17 protein-coding genes and 6 pseudogenes are annotated in these 16,610 nt (G+C 69.9%); 16 read left to right on the top strand and 7 right to left on the bottom strand.

The window, feature by feature from the left end; all coding sequences use genetic code 11:
* Positions 1 to 44 precede the first annotated feature (44 nt).
* From LP418_RS13540 to LP418_RS13485, 13 genes and pseudogenes are all read left to right on the top strand, one after another.
* A complete protein-coding gene (locus LP418_RS13540) occupies positions 45 to 1,607 on the top strand; it encodes an ATP-binding cassette domain-containing protein (protein ID WP_257956659.1) in 1,563 nt (520 codons plus the stop codon).
* Complete coding sequence (locus LP418_RS13535) at positions 1,604 to 1,774, top strand: hypothetical protein (RefSeq protein ID WP_257956658.1); 171 nt, start codon at positions 1,604 to 1,606, stop codon at positions 1,772 to 1,774. Before LP418_RS13540 ends, LP418_RS13535 begins: the two co-directional genes overlap by 4 nt.
* Positions 1,746 to 1,898: pseudogene (locus LP418_RS13530) on the top strand (AMP-binding protein); the annotation flags it as partial. The gene LP418_RS13535 and the pseudogene LP418_RS13530, both read left to right, overlap by 29 nt.
* A gap of 151 nt (positions 1,899 to 2,049) precedes the next feature.
* Positions 2,050 to 2,967 carry an AMP-binding protein gene (locus tag LP418_RS13525; protein WP_257956657.1) on the top strand — a complete coding sequence of 306 codons (918 nt, stop codon included), beginning with the start codon at positions 2,050 to 2,052 and terminating at the stop codon, positions 2,965 to 2,967.
* Positions 2,912 to 3,436 carry a hypothetical protein gene (locus LP418_RS13520; protein WP_336275989.1) on the top strand — a complete coding sequence of 175 codons (525 nt, stop codon included), beginning with the start codon at positions 2,912 to 2,914 and terminating at the stop codon, positions 3,434 to 3,436. Before LP418_RS13525 ends, LP418_RS13520 begins: the two co-directional genes overlap by 56 nt.
* A pseudogene (locus LP418_RS13515) lies at positions 3,433 to 3,900 on the top strand (ABC transporter permease subunit); the annotation flags it as partial. The gene LP418_RS13520 and the pseudogene LP418_RS13515, both read left to right, overlap by 4 nt.
* Before the next feature lie 121 nt (positions 3,901 to 4,021).
* The gene (locus LP418_RS13510; RefSeq protein WP_336276079.1) at positions 4,022 to 4,345 is read left to right on the top strand and encodes an ABC transporter permease subunit; all 324 of its coding nucleotides are present in this window, start codon (positions 4,022 to 4,024) and stop codon (positions 4,343 to 4,345) included.
* Positions 4,342 to 4,995, top strand: a pseudogene (locus tag LP418_RS13505) (ABC transporter permease subunit); the annotation flags it as partial. The gene LP418_RS13510 and the pseudogene LP418_RS13505, both read left to right, overlap by 4 nt.
* Positions 4,996 to 5,062: 67 nt before the next feature.
* Positions 5,063 to 5,491: a branched-chain amino acid ABC transporter permease gene (locus LP418_RS13500; RefSeq protein ID WP_336276078.1), complete on the top strand. Its 429-nt coding sequence runs from the start codon at positions 5,063 to 5,065 to the stop codon at positions 5,489 to 5,491.
* A 204-nt stretch (positions 5,492 to 5,695) separates the two neighbouring features.
* A pseudogene (locus LP418_RS33415) lies at positions 5,696 to 6,169 on the top strand (ABC transporter substrate-binding protein); the annotation flags it as partial.
* Positions 6,067 to 6,843 (top strand): ABC transporter substrate-binding protein, encoded by a 777-nt coding sequence (locus tag LP418_RS33410; RefSeq protein WP_442940265.1) that lies wholly within the window; start codon positions 6,067 to 6,069, stop codon positions 6,841 to 6,843. The pseudogene LP418_RS33415 and the gene LP418_RS33410, both read left to right, overlap by 103 nt.
* Before the next feature lie 162 nt (positions 6,844 to 7,005).
* The gene (locus tag LP418_RS13490; RefSeq protein WP_257956655.1) at positions 7,006 to 7,203 is read left to right on the top strand and encodes a hypothetical protein; all 198 of its coding nucleotides are present in this window, start codon (positions 7,006 to 7,008) and stop codon (positions 7,201 to 7,203) included.
* Positions 7,204 to 7,263: 60 nt separating this feature from the next.
* Positions 7,264 to 9,504: a phosphotransferase gene (locus LP418_RS13485; RefSeq protein WP_257956654.1), complete on the top strand. Its 2,241-nt coding sequence runs from the start codon at positions 7,264 to 7,266 to the stop codon at positions 9,502 to 9,504.
* Between the two features lie 6 nt (positions 9,505 to 9,510).
* On the opposite strand, the gene LP418_RS30910 is transcribed toward LP418_RS13485, so the two are convergent.
* Together LP418_RS30910 and LP418_RS13480 are read right to left on the bottom strand one after the other, a co-directional pair.
* Entirely contained in the window at positions 9,511 to 9,744 is a 234-nt protein-coding gene (locus tag LP418_RS30910) for a hypothetical protein (protein WP_336275988.1), read from the bottom strand.
* Positions 9,720 to 10,861, bottom strand: a pseudogene (locus tag LP418_RS13480) (glucose-6-phosphate dehydrogenase). The gene LP418_RS30910 and the pseudogene LP418_RS13480 overlap by 25 nt, the downstream one beginning before the upstream one ends.
* 404 nt (positions 10,862 to 11,265) lie before the next feature.
* On the opposite strand from LP418_RS13480, the gene LP418_RS13475 reads away from it, so the two are divergent.
* The 3 genes and pseudogenes from LP418_RS13475 (at position 11,266) to LP418_RS13465 (ending at position 12,926) form a co-directional block, all read left to right on the top strand.
* Positions 11,266 to 11,409 carry a hypothetical protein gene (locus LP418_RS13475; RefSeq protein WP_198652316.1) on the top strand — a complete coding sequence of 48 codons (144 nt, stop codon included), beginning with the start codon at positions 11,266 to 11,268 and terminating at the stop codon, positions 11,407 to 11,409.
* Between the two features lie 391 nt (positions 11,410 to 11,800).
* Positions 11,801 to 12,259, top strand: a pseudogene (locus tag LP418_RS33405) (MFS transporter); the annotation flags it as partial.
* A 106-nt stretch (positions 12,260 to 12,365) separates the two neighbouring features.
* Positions 12,366 to 12,926 carry an MFS transporter gene (locus LP418_RS13465; protein WP_257956652.1) on the top strand — a complete coding sequence of 187 codons (561 nt, stop codon included), beginning with the start codon at positions 12,366 to 12,368 and terminating at the stop codon, positions 12,924 to 12,926.
* Here the strand turns inward: LP418_RS13465 and LP418_RS13460 are convergent.
* From LP418_RS13460 to LP418_RS13440, 5 genes are all read right to left on the bottom strand, one after another.
* On the bottom strand, positions 12,871 to 13,476 hold the full coding sequence (locus LP418_RS13460; RefSeq protein ID WP_257956651.1) for a phosphoribosylanthranilate isomerase: 606 nt from the start codon (positions 13,474 to 13,476) through the stop codon (positions 12,871 to 12,873). The two genes, LP418_RS13465 and LP418_RS13460, sit on opposite strands and share 56 nt — an antisense overlap.
* Before the next feature lie 4 nt (positions 13,477 to 13,480).
* Positions 13,481 to 14,179: a M48 family metallopeptidase gene (locus LP418_RS13455; RefSeq protein WP_257956650.1), complete on the bottom strand. Its 699-nt coding sequence runs from the start codon at positions 14,177 to 14,179 to the stop codon at positions 13,481 to 13,483.
* On the bottom strand, positions 14,176 to 14,499 hold the full coding sequence (locus LP418_RS13450; protein ID WP_257956649.1) for a hypothetical protein: 324 nt from the start codon (positions 14,497 to 14,499) through the stop codon (positions 14,176 to 14,178). Before LP418_RS13450 ends, LP418_RS13455 begins: the two co-directional genes overlap by 4 nt.
* A 97-nt stretch (positions 14,500 to 14,596) precedes the next feature.
* Positions 14,597 to 15,523 (bottom strand): hypothetical protein, encoded by a 927-nt coding sequence (locus LP418_RS13445; RefSeq protein WP_257956648.1) that lies wholly within the window; start codon positions 15,521 to 15,523, stop codon positions 14,597 to 14,599.
* Positions 15,520 to 16,602, bottom strand: coding sequence for a COG1470 family protein (locus LP418_RS13440; RefSeq protein ID WP_257956647.1), 1,083 nt, complete (start codon positions 16,600 to 16,602; stop codon positions 15,520 to 15,522). The genes LP418_RS13445 and LP418_RS13440 overlap by 4 nt, the downstream gene beginning before the upstream one ends.
* Positions 16,603 to 16,610 lie beyond the last annotated feature (8 nt).

Below are 16,610 nucleotides of genomic sequence, written 5' to 3'. Positions count from 1 at the left end.
CGAGGGGCACAGCATATGACGGCCGTCACATCCCGGGAGGTCAGGTGCTGCAAGCAAGCAATCTCGAGGTCGTCTACGACGACGTCGTGCTCGCCCTGCGCGGCGTCAGCGTGCAGATCCCCGACGGCGCCATCGTGGCCCTGCTCGGGGCCAACGGCGCCGGCAAGTCGACACTGCTGCGAGCCCTGACCGGTCTGCTGGACATCCACGACGGCGAGATCACCAAGGGCCGGGTCAGCCTCGACGACCGCCCGCTGAACGACATGAAACCCGAGAAGATCGTCACCGCCGGGGTGCGCCGGGTCCTCGAGGGCCGTCGGCTCTTCGTCGAGCTGTCCGTCGAGGAGAACCTCAAGGTCGGCGCCCACACGGCCCGCGCGGAGATGGCTGCCAACCTCGAGCGCGTCTATGCCCTCTTCCCCAAGCTCGCCGACAGGCGGGCCCAGACGGCCGGCTACCTCTCCGGTGGGGAGCAGCAGATGGTCGCCATGGGCCGGGCGCTGATGTCCGGTCCTCGCTACCTCCTGCTCGACGAGCCGACCCCGGGGCCCGGCGCCGCTGATGGTCGAGGCGATCCGCGACGTCATCGTCACGATCAACGAGTCCGGCACCGGGATCCTGCTGGTCGAGCAGAACGCCACCATGGCGCTGTCCGTCGCTCGGCACGGCTACGTCATGGAGAACGGCCGCGTCGTGCTCGACAAGCCCGCCGCCGAGCTGCTGCGCAACGACGACGTCCGCGAGTTCTACCTCGGCCTCCATCCCGGCGAGGACGGTCGCAAGTCGTTCCACGAGATCAAGCACTACCGACGCAAGAAGAGGTGGTCGGCATGACCGGTCCCGTCGCCCGCGTGGACAACGTGCGGCTCACCTTCAAGGGCGTCACCGCGATCGACGGCGTCAGCTTCGAGGTCCACCCCGACGAGCTCTTCGCCATCATCGGCCCCAACGGGGCCGGCAAGACGTCGCTGTTCAACGTCCTCTCGGGCGTCTACCGCCCGCAGGAGGGGTCGGTGGAGTTCCTCGGCGAGAACATCCTCGGTCGCCGCCCCTTCGAGATCGCCTCGCGTGGCATGGCCCGCACCTTCCAGAACATCGCGCTGTTCGAGCACCTCACCGTGATCGACAACCTGATGCTCGGGCGCCACCAGCACATCAAGTACGGCCCTGCCGCCTCCATCGTGTGGCGTGGCCGGGCCCGCCGCGAGGAGATCGAGCACCGCGCCTACGTCGAGGAGATCGTCGACTTCCCGGAGCTGCTGCAGTGGCGTTCGATGCCGGTCGGCCTGTTGCCGTACGGCGTGCAGAAACGTGTGGAGCTGGGGCGGGCGCTTGCCATGGAGCCCAAGCTGCTGCTGCTCGACGAGCCGGTCGCCGGGATGAACCTCGAGGAGACCGAGGACACCGCCCGCTTCATCCTCGACATCCGCGACGAGCTGCACGTGCCGATCATCATGGTCGAGCACGACATGGGTCTGGTCATGGACCTCGCCGACCGCGTCATGGTCGTCGACTTCGGCATCCCCATCACCACCGGCACACCGGCGCAGGTGCAGACGCACCCCGACGTCATCCGTGCCTATCTCGGCGAAGAGGTGTCGAAGTGAGCAGCCCCGCCACCCGCATCCGCGACCACGCCGCCGCCCGGCCCGACGCGATCGCCCTGCGCGACAAGCACCTCGGCGTCTGGCGCGAGTGGACCTGGGCGACCTACTGGGAGCACATCGAGGCTCGTCGGCAACGCCCTGAGCGCGCTCGGCGTCGAGCCCGGTGACCGCGTCGCGATCCACTCGGAGAACCGTCCCGAGTGGCTGGTCGCTGACATGGGCGCCCCGGCCGTGCGGGCCGCGTCGGTCGGCATCTATCCGACGAACCCGACCGCCGAGGTGCGCTACGTCCTCGCCGACTCCGGGGCGAAGGTGATCATCGCCGAGGACCGGGGAGCAGGTCGACAAGACGCTCGACGTCATCGACGAGCTGCCCGACCTGCAGCGGATCGTCTACCTCGAGCCGCGCGGCATCCGGCACCGCTACGACCACCCCAAGCTGATGTCGTGGGAGGAGTTCCTCGAGCTCGGTCGCGAGCACCGGGGCCAGCACCCGACCACGATCGCCGACGCGCTCGCGGCCCGGGGCCCCGACGACCCGGCGACGCTCGTCTACACGTCCGGCACCACCGGTCCGCCCAAGGGCGCGATGCTGTCGGTCGCCAACGTGGAGTTCGCGATCAAGATCCCGGTCGAGGAGGGCGCCTTCACCTCCCCGCCGCCCGGACCCGACGACCTGCTCCTGTCCTACCTCCCGCTGTCCCACGTGGCCGAGCGCATCTTCTCGACGTGGTTCAACGCCGGCGCCGGCAGCCAGATCAACTTCGCCGAGTCGATCGAGACCGTCCCGCAGAACCTGCGCGAGGTGCAGCCGACGGTGCTCTTCGGCGTCCCCCGCATCTGGGAGAAGCTGCTGGCCAGCGTCGAGATCCGCCTCGCCGGCGCGAGCTGGCTCAAGCGGAAGGTCGCGGCCTTCTGGCTCAAGGTCGCGCAGGGCATCGGCAACGACCCGGTGGCCTCGGGTGGCTCCCACACCGCCAGCACCCGGCTCCGCTACGGCATCGGCTACGTCTTCTTCTACCGCTCGCTCAAGGACCGGCTCGGCATGCGCAAGGTGCGCTACGCCGCATCCGGGGCGGCGCCGATCGCGCCCGAGGTGCTCCGCTTCTTCATGGGCATCGGCGTCCCGATGCACGAGGTCTACGGCATGACCGAGAACACCGCCGTCGCCACGGCCAACCGCCCCGGCCGGGTCCGGCTCGGCACCGTCGGCGAGGCGCACGACGGCACGGGAGGTCCGCATCGACGAGGAGACCGGCGAGATCCTCACCCGCCACGGCGGTGTCTTCGCGGGCTACTGGAAGATGCCCGACTCGACGCGCGCGGTCCTCGCCGAGGACGGCTGGCTGCGCACCGGTGATGTCGGCGAGTGGGTGGAGGGAACGCACCTCAAGATCACCGACCGGATGAAGGACATCATCATCACCGCGGGCGGGAAGAACATCTCCCCCTCGATGCTGGAGAACGATCTCAAGGCGTCGCCGTACATCAAGGAAGCGATCGTCATCGGCGACGGTCGCAAGTTCCTCTCCGCACTGATCGGCATCGAGCTCGACACCGTCGGCGAGTGGGCCCAGCGCAAGCAGCTCGGCTACTCGACCTACCGCGACCTGTCGGAGAAGCCCGAGGTCATCGCCCCGGTCGCCGACATCGTCAAGGACGTGAACTCCCGAGTGGCACAGGTGGAGCAGATCAAGGAGTTCCGGCTGCTGCCCAAGGAGCTCGACCACGAGGACGGCGAGCTGACCGCGACCCAGAAGGTCAAGAGGTCTGCCATCACCAAGGTCTTCGCCACGACCGTCGACGACATCTACGGAGGTGCACGATGACTGAGTTCCTCGAGACGCTGATCCGCGGACTCGGCACCGGGTCGGTCTATGCCCTGCTGGCCCCGGGGTTCGTGATCATCTACAAGGCGACCGGCGTCATCAGCTTCGCCCAGCCGGCGCTGATGCTGAGCGGCGCGGTCACCGCGTCCTACCTCGCGCCCGCCCTCGGCTTCGTGCTGTTCACCGGGCTGTCCTTCTTCATCTCGCTGGCCGGGGCGGCCCTGCTGACCGCGATCTTCGCGCTCGTCATCGAGCGGCTCGCGATCCGCCCGATGGTCGGTCGGCCGGTCTTCGTGGTCGCGATCATCACGATCGGCATCGACATCGCGGTGCGGGTCGTGGCCAGCGGCTTCATCGGTCTCGGCGCCCGGCCGATCACCAACCCGTGGGGGCTCGAGCGGGCGACCCTGTTCGGCCTGAAGATCCGGGAGCGTCACCTCGTGATGATGGCCGTGCTGCTCGTGCTGCTCACCGGGCTGCTCCTCTTCTACCGCTACACCCGCTTCGGCCTCGCGATGCGGGCGGCGTCCTTCGACCGGGGAGGCGGCCCTCACGCAAGGCATCAGCGTCGGCAGCGTCTTCGCGATGTCGTGGGCGATGGCCGGCGCGCTCGCCGCGGTCGCCGGCACCCTGCTCGCCACCAACGCCGGCGTCGACCGGCAGCTGTGGATCGTGGCGCTGGTCGCGCTGCCGGCGATCATCGTCGGCGGCCTCGACTCCCTGCCCGGGGCCGTCATCGGCGGGCTCGCCGTGGGCGTGGTCGAGTCGATGGTCGGCTCCTACCAGCGAGACTTCGCGCCCCGGCTCGGCGACAACGTGGCCAGCGTCTCGCCGTACGTCCTGATGCTGTTGGTGCTGCTGGTCAAACCCTATGGAATCTTCGGCACGGCGGAGGTACGGCGCGTATGAACACGCTCACGACGGGCCCCGCCCTCCCGGAGAAGACGCGGCCGATGCGCGGCCGGCCGACGTTCTACCGGTCCTACGCCCGGGAGCTGTCGCTCTTCAACACCCGCCCCAAGCAGATCTGGGTCGGCGTGATGCTGCTGGTCGCGCTGGTGATCCCCTTCAGCGTGTCCGACCCGATGCTGCAGACCCTCGCCATGGCGTTCGCCTTCGGCATCGGCGCGCTGGGACTCAACGTCGTCACCGGCCCGGCCGGCCGGGTGTCGCTCGGACACGCCTTCTTCCTCGGCGTCGGCGCCTACACGGCCTCCGCGATCTCGGGCGACCCGGAGGGCCGGACCATCGGCCTCGGGATCACCTCGATGCTGGTCTGGCTGCCCGCCGCCGGGATCGCCGCGGCGCTGGCCGGGGTGATCGTGGCGCCGCTGGCCACCCGGCTGCGCGGGCTCTACCTCGCGATCGTCACGCTCGGGCTGGTCTTCATCGGCGAGCACGTCTTCCGGGAGTGGAGCGATCTCACCGGCGGCGCCGGCGTCGGTCGCGAAGCGGCGACGCCCGAGCTCTTCGGCTACCTCTTCAACGAGGACTCCTCGATGTTCACGGAGGAGCAGAACCTCTACCTCCTGCTCCCGGCGCTGCTGCTGGTGTTCGCACTGGCCGCCCGCAACATCGCCCGCTCCAAGATCGGCCGCTCCTTCATGGCCGTCCGGGACCTGCGACATGGCCGCCGAGATGATGGCGATCAACCTGCCGCGGACCAAGACGCTGGCGTTCGCGATCTCTTCGTTCTACGCCGGCTGCAGCGGTGCGCTGATCTTCATGATCACCGGCTTCTTCGACCCCGCGTCGTTCAACCTGCTGCTGTCGGTGCAGTTCATCGCGATGGTCCTGATCGGCGGCGCCGGGACGGTGAGCGGTGCGCTGATGGGTGCGCTGTTCATCTCGCTGCTGCCGACGCTGACGCGCGAGCTGCCCAACTACCTGACGTTCATCAGCAGCTCGGTCACCGACACCCCCAACATCTTCCAGTTGCAGTCCATCCTCTACGGCCTCCTGATCGTCGGCTTCCTGCTGTTCGAGCCCCGCGGCCTCTTCGGGATCTGGATCCGCATCCGCAACTACTGGAAGGGCTGGCCCTTCAGCTACTGAGGACCGGTCAGGTCACATCCGAATCACCACACAGTGTCAACCGATAAATCAGGAGGCGCCCGATGAAGGTGCACAAGTCAGGAGTAGTGCTGCTTGCGGCACTCGCGTTGCTCGCCACGGGTTGTCGTGGCGGAGATGCCGAGGAGGGCGACGGCGAGGTCAGTGCGCCCGGCGTGTCCAGCGAGGCCTGCCCCGAGGCGGTGAATGCGGACAACGGCTGCATCTACCTCGGGTCGATCTCCGACCTCACGGCCGGTCCCGTTCGCGCCCCTCGGCGTGCCGATCACCGACTCCCAGAAGGCGTTCTGGAACAAGGTCAACGAGGACGGCGGGATCGGCGGCTACGACATCGACGTCACGTCGTTCGTCAAGGACAACCTCTACAGCCCCGAGACCCACAAGCAGGTGTACGGCGAGATCGAGGGCGAGGTCCCGGCGCTCGCCCAGACCCCGGGCTCGCCGACCACGCTGGCGATCCTCGGCGACCTCCAGAAGGAGTCGGTCATCGGCGCCCCGGCGTCGTGGACCTCGCTGTGGGAGTTCGAGGACAACATCCTCGAGTCCGGCACGAACTACTGCTTCGAGTCCATGAACAACGTCGACTACATGGTCGAGAACAAGGACATCAAGAGCGTCATGTCCATCGGCTATCCCGGCGACTACGGCGGCGACGGCGCGGCCGGAGCCAAGATCGCGGCCGAGGCCAACGGGCTCAAGTACACCAACGTCGAGACCGGTCCCGGCCAGAAGCGCAGTCGGGAGCGATCGCTGCCGTCGTCAAGGGCAAGCCCGACCTCGTCATCCTCGCCACCGGTCCCACCGAGACGGCCGTCATCGTCGGCCGGGCCGCGGCCCGTGGCTTCACCGGCCAGTTCATCGGCCTCGGCCCGACGTGGAACCCCGCCCTGCTCGAGTCGGCCGCGGCACCCGCCCTCGAGGCGCTCTACCTGCAGTCCGGCTACTGGGGCTCCTTCGGCACCGACACTCCCGGCCACGAGGCCATGCGCGAGGCCCTCGGCGACGGCGTCTCGCCCAACGACGGCTACACCTCCGGCTGGGCCCGGTCCTACCCGCTCAAGGCCGCGCTCGAGGCGTGGCTCGAGGGCGACTACGACAAGAGCCGGGAAGGCCTGCTCGAGGCCGTCGGCGAGCTCGAGACCGTCGACTACGAAGGCATGCTGCCCGAGGAAGCCGGCAACTTCGTCGGCGAGCCCAACGACACGGTCTTCCGCCAGAGCGTCATCAGCAAGGTGGACAAGAAGGCGCCCGCGGGCATCTCCATCGTCCGGGACTTCTTCGCCGGTCCGACCGCTGAGGCGCACGACTTCACGGGGTCCTGCTTCGAGGGCTGAGTCGTGGGAGGCTCCGTCGCATGACCGAGCCTCACCACGTCGCACTGATGCATGACGGCAGGGTCCTCGTCGACGAGACGGGGGCCCTGCCGTCGTTCGCACCCTCCCAGCACCCGGGGTCACTTCCCACCGCCCCGGACCCGGTCGGGGGGCGACCACCTGATGGCGCCGGTCGCGAAGCTCGCGGACGGTTCGCGGCTGCACGTCGTGGGGACTCGCGGCCCTGTGCCGGTCGGTCGCTTCGTGTCGCCGGGATCTCTGGACACGTCGCTGTCCTCAGCACTCGTCGATTCCCTGCGTACGGCGCCGGGCCGGCCGGCCCGGTTCCTGCCCGGCTGGTTCGATCTCGTGGAGGCGTGAATCGACTCCGCGCTTGCCGGGTCGGGGCGTCGCCGTACAGGCTCGATCGAGGCGGTGAAGATGTGGAGCATCTCGGCCGTCGCCCGGGTCCCCACCGACGGCGGCGACCTGTGGCTGAAGGCGCCGTGCGAGCACTTCCCGGCCGAGGGGTCGGTGCACGCGACCGTGTCACGCCTGTTCCCCGACCTCGTCCCGATCCTCGTCGCCGTCAACGAGGTCGAGGGCTGGTTGCTGATGAAGCCGCTGTCGGGCGAGGAGGACGACACCCGGGCGGCGGGCGGCGGCCTCGAGGTCGCGACCCGGTGGGCGGCCGCGCAGATCGAAGCCGTGTCGTACGTCGACGAGCTGGTCGCCGGCGGCTGCCGACGTCGTGGGGTCGAGGAGACGATCGCCGGCTTCAAGCAGCTGCTCGAGACCAGCACCGAGCTCGCGCTGCTGACCGACGACGAGCTGGAGGCCGTGCGGGCGTGCGACCTCGAGGCCGTGGTGCGGGAGTTCTGGGCGGCCGGGATCCCGGACACGCTCACGCACGGCGACCTCCACCTCGGCAACGTGGCCCGGGACGGGACGGACCTGCGCATCTTCGACTGGACCGACGGGTGCGTGAGCCACCCCTTCCTCGACGCGGCCCACCTCGCGCACTTCACGCGGTCGCGGCCCGGCGATGCCGGCCTCGAGTCGACCTACGCCGAGCGGTGGCGTGCGGCATACCCGCTCGCGGACATCGACACGGTGGTGAGGCTGGCGCCGATCGTGGACAGCGTCTTCCAGGGCGATCACCTTCGACGACATCGCCAATGCCACCGAGCCGATGTCGCGCTGGGAGCTCGGCGGGGTGGTGGCCGACATCCTGCGCAGCCTCCCCGGCAAGGTTGCTGCCGACCGCTGACAACCTTTCGTCCCGAATCCGCGTTCCATCAGCACCACCAGCCATTCGCCCTTGGGAGACCCGATGCGCCGACTCGCCAGCACCCTCCTGCTCGCCACCATGTTGAGTGGCTTCTCGACGCCGGTGAGCGCGCACGCTCCGACCCCGGACAAGGTGGTCGAGACGGTCCGCCTCGGGCACGACCCGATCAAGGTCTATCCGGAGACCCGGGTGCGGCTGAAGTTCGCCGGCGAGAAGGGCGAGCTGGTCAACCTCGCGCGCTGGTCGGTGAGCGACATCGTCGAGTCCACGCCTCACGGCAAGCGCACGCTGCGGCTGGGCGGCAAGGTGGTGGCACCGTTCGCCGACGGCTACTGGCGACTGCCGGCCGACGGCAGCTACGCGGTGACTGGCGACCCGGCGACGCCGCAGTGGCGTACGGCAAGGTCGCCCTACAGGTGCGCAAGGCGGTTCGCAAGGACGTCGCCGTCGGTGGGTCGATCGTGCGGTTCCCCAGCCGCTCGAACAAGACGTACATCGCGCGGGTGCGCCTCGATGCCACGCGCATCCGCCTCCACTCCACCGGCAACCTCGACCACGTGCTGCGCGGGACCGGGCTCAGCATCGAGCCCATCGGCGGCCACGACCTCTTCCTCGAGCCGGGCGCACTCATCCACTCCGATGACCCCCGCTCCCGGGACCACGGGGTCCGAGCCGAGTCCGGGTCCTACCTCGTGGCGGTCGCCGCCGGAAGCGAGGTCCAGCTCTCAAGCCCGCAGACCACGCCCGTCGCCCTCGACGGCCCGACGACAGGACCGCACTCGAGCGCTGTCCACGAGCAGCTCTTCACCTTCGAGGGTGTCGCAGGGCAGGTCGTCCATCGCACGACCACCGACTCGATCCAGCGGGACGACGAGCTGACCGGACCCGGACGGCAATCGCGTCACCAAGCTCGGTCTCGCAGACGGATGGGAGCTGCCCGCCACGGGCACCTACACCCTCTCGGCACCGCGTTGGACGACTCCGGTCGGCCGACCGGGTTCACGTTCCGGCTGCGTACGGCGACGCCCGGACCGGCCATCGGCGCCGACGGTGTCCCTGCGCGGTTCGTGCCGGCCGAGCCCGGCCGATGGGTCGTCAGCCGGATCCAGATGCCTGCGAGCGGACCGTACGGGTGGCGACTCCGGGCCACGAACGGACCCGCCGACACGACGTGGAGGGCCGCTGCCACGGACATCGCTGAGCAGTCGTGTCCGTTCGAGAGCACCGCCAACGGGTGCGGCTCCCGTGTGGGCACCGTGGTCACCAGCGCAGTGCCGGACAGCCCGTTCGACGGCCAGCCCAGTGCCGGGACGACGATGTTGGTGGTCTACGACCCGGGCGCGGGAGGGTCGACGGCGCCCGTCGATCTCGCGATCAGGAGCGCCTACTGAGGCGCGTCACTTCTTGTCGCGCCACTCCCGTTCGAAGGGCAGCCGCCACGCGTGCGGGGCGATCAGCTGGTGGATCGCGTTGGGACCCCGGGTGCCGGGCGCGTAGGGCTTCACCGGCGGCGGGTTGTCGAGCAGGTCGGCCGAGCGGTCCCACAACGACTCGATGCCCTCGGCCGTCGTGAACAGGGTGTGGTCGCCGCGCATGGCGTCGAGGATCAGCCGCTCGTAGGCCTCGAGCACGTCGCCGGCCGTCTCGGTCTCCCCGTCGAGAACTGCATGGACAGCTTCTGCAGCCGCATCCCCGGACCGGGGCGCTTGCCGTAGAAGGACAGCGACACCTTGGACTCGTCGGCGAGGTCGAAGGTGAGGTGGTCGGGACCAGCCGACCCGACGCCGGAGTTGTCCGGGAACATCGAGCGCGGCGCCTCCTTGAACGCGATGGAGATGATCCGCTTGCCCTCGGCGAGCTCCTTGCCCGTACGGAGATAGAAGGGCACGCCCGCCCAGCGCCAGTTGTCGAGGCGGCACTCCAGCGCGATGAACGTCTCGGTGTCCGAGTCGGACGCGACGCCCGGCAGGTCGGTGTAACCGGTGAACTGGCCGCGCACCACGTCGGCGGTGCGGATCGGCATCAACGAGCGGAAGACCTTGTTCTTCTCCTCCGAGATCGCCCGCGGCTCGAGCGCGGTCGGCGGCTCCATCGCGACGAACGCGAGCACTGGAACAGGTGCGTGACCACCATGTCCTTGTAGGCGCCGGTCGACTCGTAGAAGTTGGCGCGCTGGTCGAGGCCGAGCGTCTCGGGGATGTCGATCTGGATGTGGTCGATGAAGTTGCGGTTCCAGATCGGCTCGAAGAGCCCGTTGGCGAAGCGGAAGGCGAGGATGTTCTGCGCTGCCTCCTTGCCGAGGAAGTGGTCGATCCGGAAGACCTGCGCCTCGTCGAAGGTCTCGTGCACCGCGGCGTTGAGGTTGATCGCGCTGGCCGGGTCGGTCCCGAAGGGCTTCTCCATCACCACGCGGGAGCCGGCGACGAGGTCGGCGTCGCGCAGCATCTCGATGACGGGCAGCGCCGCCTTCGGCGGGACGGACAGATAGTGCAGACGGCGTACGTCGCTGCCGAGCTGTCGCTCCGCCTGCGCCACCGCCGCAGCGAGCGCGTCGGGACCGGCCGACTGCGGCACGTAGGCGAGGTTGTCGTCGAACTTGTCCCACTGCTCGGCGGTCAGCTTGTGGGTGCCGAACTCCTCGATCGCCGTACGCGCGAACTCACGGAACTCGACGTCGCCCATCCCCTCCAGCGAGGTGCCGACGATGCGGATGTCGGGCGCGAGCTCGGAGACGACGAGGTGGGCCATGCCCGGCAGCAGCTTGCGGCGGGCGAGGTCACCGCACGCGCCGAAGAGCACGATCACGTGGGGGTCGATCCGCTCCTGCGCGTGGCGCGACGACGACCGCGACTCGGCCGGGTAGGAGATGGTCTGGGGCGGCTGCGGCACTGCCGGCTGCTCGGTCACGGATCGATCCTTGCACCGGTCCGTGCGTCAGGACCACCGCGAGGGGTGGCCGGGTGGGTCGGCGGGTTCGGTAGTTCAGTGGCAGACGGTCGTCACGCCGGCCCGCCCACGACCATCTGCCACTGGACTACCCGGCGTCTCGGAGGCAGCTGTCGAAACCACCCCTAGCGATGTGGCCGGGCTGTTCGGCTACCGGGCAATGTGGGAACCCGCTTCAGCGTGAAGCGGACAAAGGAGGCAACACCATGGTCGTTCTCGGTCTGATCCTGCTCATCGTCGGGCTCGTCGCCAAGATCTCTATCCTCACCACCATCGGAGCGATCCTCTTGGTCGTCGGCCTGATCCTCAACTTCGTGCCGATCGGCGGCACCAGCCGCCGGGTCTTCTAGGCCCCCACCGCACGTCGTGGCCCGATCCCCTCCCCGGGATCGGGCCACGCACCATTTTCGGCCCAGCACCGTCGCGTCCGATAACGACTCGTGCACTGTCGGTGCCTCGGGGCAGGATGCGTCCTCGTGAGTACGACGACGACATCCGGCCGTCCCGGAGTGCGTGCCTTCTGGCACAACCTGTCCACCGAGGGTCGTTGGCTGCTGTCGACCGTCGTCGTCCAGACGCTCGGCCGGGGTCTGACCCTGCCGTTCACGATCATCTACATGAACGAGGTCCGCGGGATCTCGCTCGACCTCGCCGGGCTGCTGATGGCGTTCATCGCTGTCGTGGCACTGGCCGTCACCGGCCCCGGCGGCGCCCCCGGTGGACCGGATCGGCGCGCGCCGCATGCTGCTCGTCTCCACCACGAGCCAGATGGTCGGCTGCGCCGTCATCGCGTTCGCCACGACCCCCCGGATCTTCGCCCCGGGCTTCGCCTTCCCGGGCTTCAACTTCGGTGTCTCATGGCCGGCCTTCAACGCGTTGGTGGCGGCGGTGACGACCGGCGAGACCCGCCAGCAGTACTTCGGCATCAACTTCGCGCTGGTCAACCTCGGCATCGGTGTCGGCGGCGTGATCGGCGGCTTCTATGCCGACGTCACCAACCCGACGACCTTCACGACCATCTTCCCGGCCGACGGCCTGTGCATGCTGGTGCCGATCTTCCTGCTGCTCGGGCCGCTGCGCCACGTGCAGGGACTCGCGGAGAGGCCGACGGACGACGCCGTCCCCGGCTCCTACCTCACGATCCTGCGTCAACCGGCGGTCATCTGGCTGACGGCCCTGACCTTCCTCGGCACGTTCGTCGGCTACGGCCAGATCGAGGCCGGCCTGCCCGCGTTCGCCCGCTCGGTCAGCGAGGTGTCGACCCGCGTGATCGGTTTCCGGGTTCGCCGTCAACACCGCCACCATCGTGCTCTTGCAGTTCGTCGTGCTGCGGCGGATCAGTGGCCGTCGCCGTACACGCGTGCTGGTCGCGATGTGCGTGCTGTGGGCGATCGCCCGGCTCACGCTCGGGCTCACCGACGTGGTGGCCGGCAGCCTCGCCGCCGCAGCTGGAGTGCTCGCCTTCAACGGCATCTTCGCCCTCGGCGAGACCCTGCTGCAGCCGACCATCCCCGCGATCACCAACGACATGGCCCCCGACCACCTGCGCGGTCGCTACAACGCGATCAACGCGGGGGCCTTCCAGACCGGCACGATCATGGGCCCGGTCGTCGCCGGCTTCATGCTCAACCACGGCTGGTCGTGGGCGTTCATCTCGATGATCATCGTCGGCTGCGGACTGATGGCCTGCCCGGCCCTCGTGGTCGAGCGGCTGATCACGCCGGCGATCAACGGCATCAGCCCCGGCGACACGACCCTGCTGACCGACCCGACGACCGGGGGAACCGGTCGTCGCCGACTGAGGCGGGTGCTCAGCCGACCGAGCGGGCGGCAGCGACGAAGGCGCGGATCGCGTCGTGGTCCTTGACGCCCCGGGTCCGCTCCACGCCGCTCGACACGTCGACGCCCCGGGGCGTGGCCAGCCGGACGGCCTCGGCGACGTTGTCGGGTGCCAGCCCGCCGGCCAGCAGCCACCTGCCGTCGGGTCGCCGGGAGGCCGGGTTGGAGAGGTCCCACCGCTGCCCCGATCCGGCCCGTGGCGCGTCCAGCAGGAGCAGCTCCTCGCCCCGGGCACCGACGTGCAGGTCCGTGTCGTCGCCGAGCGACGTGGCCCGCCAGACTCGCTCGAAGGTGCGGCGAGCCTGCGCGAACTCCTCGCTCGTGTAGCCGCCGTGGAGCTGGAGGACGCTGACGCCGATGCGCAGGGCGGTCTCGGCTGCCTGCGCCGCCGGCAGGTCGCTCACGACGAGCACCGTCTGGACGTCAGCGCGCACGGCATCGACGATCTCCGTGGCGACCTCGACCGACAGGTTGCGCGGACTGCCGTCGCTGATCACGACCCCGATCGCGTCCGCGCCGGCGTCGACCGCGACCCGGGCGGACTCGACGGTGTCGAGGCCGCAGACCTTCACGAACACGTGGTCACTCGGTCCCGCGCGAGCCGAACTTCTCGTCGATCCACAGCTTCGCCGAGCCCATGAAGCCGGCGACGTCGTGCACGAGGCGACCGAGCGTGTCCCGGGTGCTCGCGAACGCCGCCGAATAGCTCTTGGCCGCGTCCCGGGCCGCGTCGCTCACCTTGGCGGTCGCGTCGTCCTCGCGCCGGGGGTAGCTGCCCTTGAGGATCGAGGTGTATTCGCCCGACTCGGTCCAGCGCCGCAGCTCGCTGGCACGCACCACGTTGAACGGGTGCGACTGGCCCTCCACGAGGAACAGCTTGAGCACCGAGTCGCGCAGGTCCTCGGTCTCCTCGTACTCCGACGCCTGCGCGAAGAAGGAGGTGATGTCGAGGTCGTCGAGGTGACCGCCGCTGGCGAGCTTCATGTGCACGCGGGTCGCCACCGCGGGGTCCTGCGTGGCGAGCAGTCCGGCCCGGTCCGCGGACAGCTCGGACTTGCGCGACCACTCCATCAGCGCGGCGATGATCGCGCGCAGGCCGAGCGCCCCACCGGGCAGCGCGTAGAAGATGCCGCTCATGCCCATCAGCCGCAGCAGCAGCGTGCGGTAGACGTTGTGCCCGCTGAGCGCGTGGCCGAGCTCGTGGGCGATGACGAACCGGAGCTCCTCCTCGTCGAGGAGGTCGATGAGGCCGGAGTTGAGCACGATGACGGGCTTGTTCATCCCGATCGTCTCGGCCCCGGAAGGCGGGATTGGCGCGGACGTAGAGCTCCGGCAGCTCGACCGCGTCCAGGGGTCGCGCCGACGTCGCCGAGGAGGCGGTTGAGCACCGGGAACTGCCGTTCGTCCACCCGCACCGCGGAGCCGAGCAGGAGCAGTCGCCACTGCCGCTCGTTGATCAGGCCCGACAGCGTCTTGAGGACGGTGTCGAAGCCCTTGAGCTTGCGGAGCGCGACCAGCGCGCCCCGGTCCGCTGGGTGCTCCCATGCCCGGGACGAGACACCGGGCAGGCGGACACGGGACTTGGTCACGTTCTTGGCCATGCGCTGATCCTTGCACGGCCCTCCACGCCGTACCGGCGAAGGCGCACAACGGCCCCCGCGAGTGATCACGGGGGCCGCCGGCGTGCCGGGGTCGGGCTCACAACCCGACCATCGGCACCCCCAGCACCTCCCGGGCCGGGTGGTCCTCACTGCGGTCCTCGAGCCGCCGCCGGCGACGGACGAAGCGCGCGAACAGGGCCATGGGTGCGGCGAGCAGCAGCACGGACAGCAGCCCGAACAGGCCCCGGGGCCGGATGCCGACCCCGTCCCGGAAGTACATCTCGGTGGCGCCGGCTCGCACCGTCCCGGCCACCACCTGCTCGCCGTTGGAGAAGGCGTCGAAGCGCACCGGGATCTCCACCGTGCGCGTGTCACGCGGCTCGAGCGGCGACATGTCCGGGGTCGCCACGAAGCGGGTCGGGTCGGTGCCGACGGGTCCCCAGCCGAGGTCGAGGAGCGGCCGGCCCGCGCCGGTGCCGTCGTTGCGCAGCGTCACGGTGAGCACCGCCTCTCCGGCGCCGCCGAACCACGTGCCGAGTGACGTGCCGCCGTCGAGCTCGGCCGACTCCACCACGATCTCCGGCTGCGCCACCCGTCGCGCACGCGGTCCGAGCCCGCCGCCGTGGACCGGATGCCCCAGCAGCCGGACCGGGGTGGTGATCGCCGCCACCGTCGCCCCGGTGACCACCACGACGCACGGGCACGGCTGCGGCGGCGCGACCATCCGCATCGGTGCGGCGAAGGTGCCGTCGGACTGCACCCCGACCTCGAGCCCGGAGCCGAGCCCGCAGTCGAGACTTCCGCGACGTGCCCCGTTGCCGCAGACCACCGCGGTGACCGGGGTTTCCGGCTCGAGTCCCCTGCCCGTCACCGGGACCTCGGCGTCGACCCGGACCCGGTCGCGCCCCGGGGACACCTGCGGCTCGTCGTCGGCCGCCACCGCCACGGGCAGCGCACCGGCCGTCGCCAGCACGAAGCCGGCGAGCAGCACCGGCACGCGTCCCCCACGGGACCGCGCGATCACGACACGGCAGCCGGCTCGGGCTCGGTCTCCGAGATGACCGACGCAGCGGCCCGAGAACGGAACGGCCAGCGGTGCGTACGGCGACGACGACGCAGCCACCGAGCCGAGAGCAGCAGGGCGAGCACGAGCAGCGGCAGCCGGGGCACGGACCACAGTGTCTGGCTCACCGTGTCCTCGGCATCCTCAGCCTCGACGACCATGCGCGCCGACAGCTTGCCGTAGGGCGGCAGCACGTCGAACTCGCTGGTGCCGGTCAGCACCCCGCCGGGGAGCAGCTCCGGCACCGCGACGTCGATGCCCTTCACCACATCGCCGAGCGGGCCGACCAGCTCGACCGTGGCGCTGGGGTCGAGGCGCACGTTGCCGGTGTTGGTGATCTCCCAGTCGACCGCGACCTTGCCGTCTCCGGTGACGTAGGGGATGAGCGGTGCGCTGCCGGCGGCCTCGAAGTTCGAGACCGACAGCCCGGGCTCGAGCGCACCCTCGACGCGCAGGTAGATGCGAACGCCCACGCGGCGGCGTACGTCGAAGGTCAGGTCGCCCTTCTTGTTGCCGCTCTCGAGCCGGGCGTTGGCCGCGACGATCGCGCCGGCGTGGTCACCGGGCTGGGCGTTCTCGGGCACGGAGATCTCGAACGGGATGCGCAGGCCCTTGCGGGGCTGGAGCCGGATCCGGCTCTTCTTGCCGAGGCGGACCCAGCCGCCGACGCCCGTGCGCGCCTCCTCGGGCATGCGCAGCGCGAAGCCGCCGTCCTCGGGGACGTTGAACGCGTCGACGGTGTAGAGGTCGAGCATGACCGGCTTGCGGCCGGTGTTGATCACGTTGATGTAGTCGCGCAGCACGGAGCCGGGGCGCAGTGTGTAGACGAACTGACTGCGTTCGGACCCGCCGTCCTCGCCGCCGGGCCTGACGGCCCGGGACGCCTTGTCGCGACCGGGCTCCATCGGGGCCGCGGTCGCCGACGCGGGGGCGAGCAGGGCGACGGCCATCAGGAGCGAGGTGATCAGCGCGGTGCGAACGGCGGCGGGCAGTGAGGTGGGCAGCGGGCGCGCGGTCGGACGATGTGTGTGAGTCAGCATCGTGGAGC

Source organism: Nocardioides sp. B-3 (assembly GCF_024703895.1).
GTDB lineage: Bacteria > Actinomycetota > Actinomycetes > Propionibacteriales > Nocardioidaceae > Nocardioides.
This window is presented reverse-complemented; position numbering and strand designations above follow the sequence as displayed.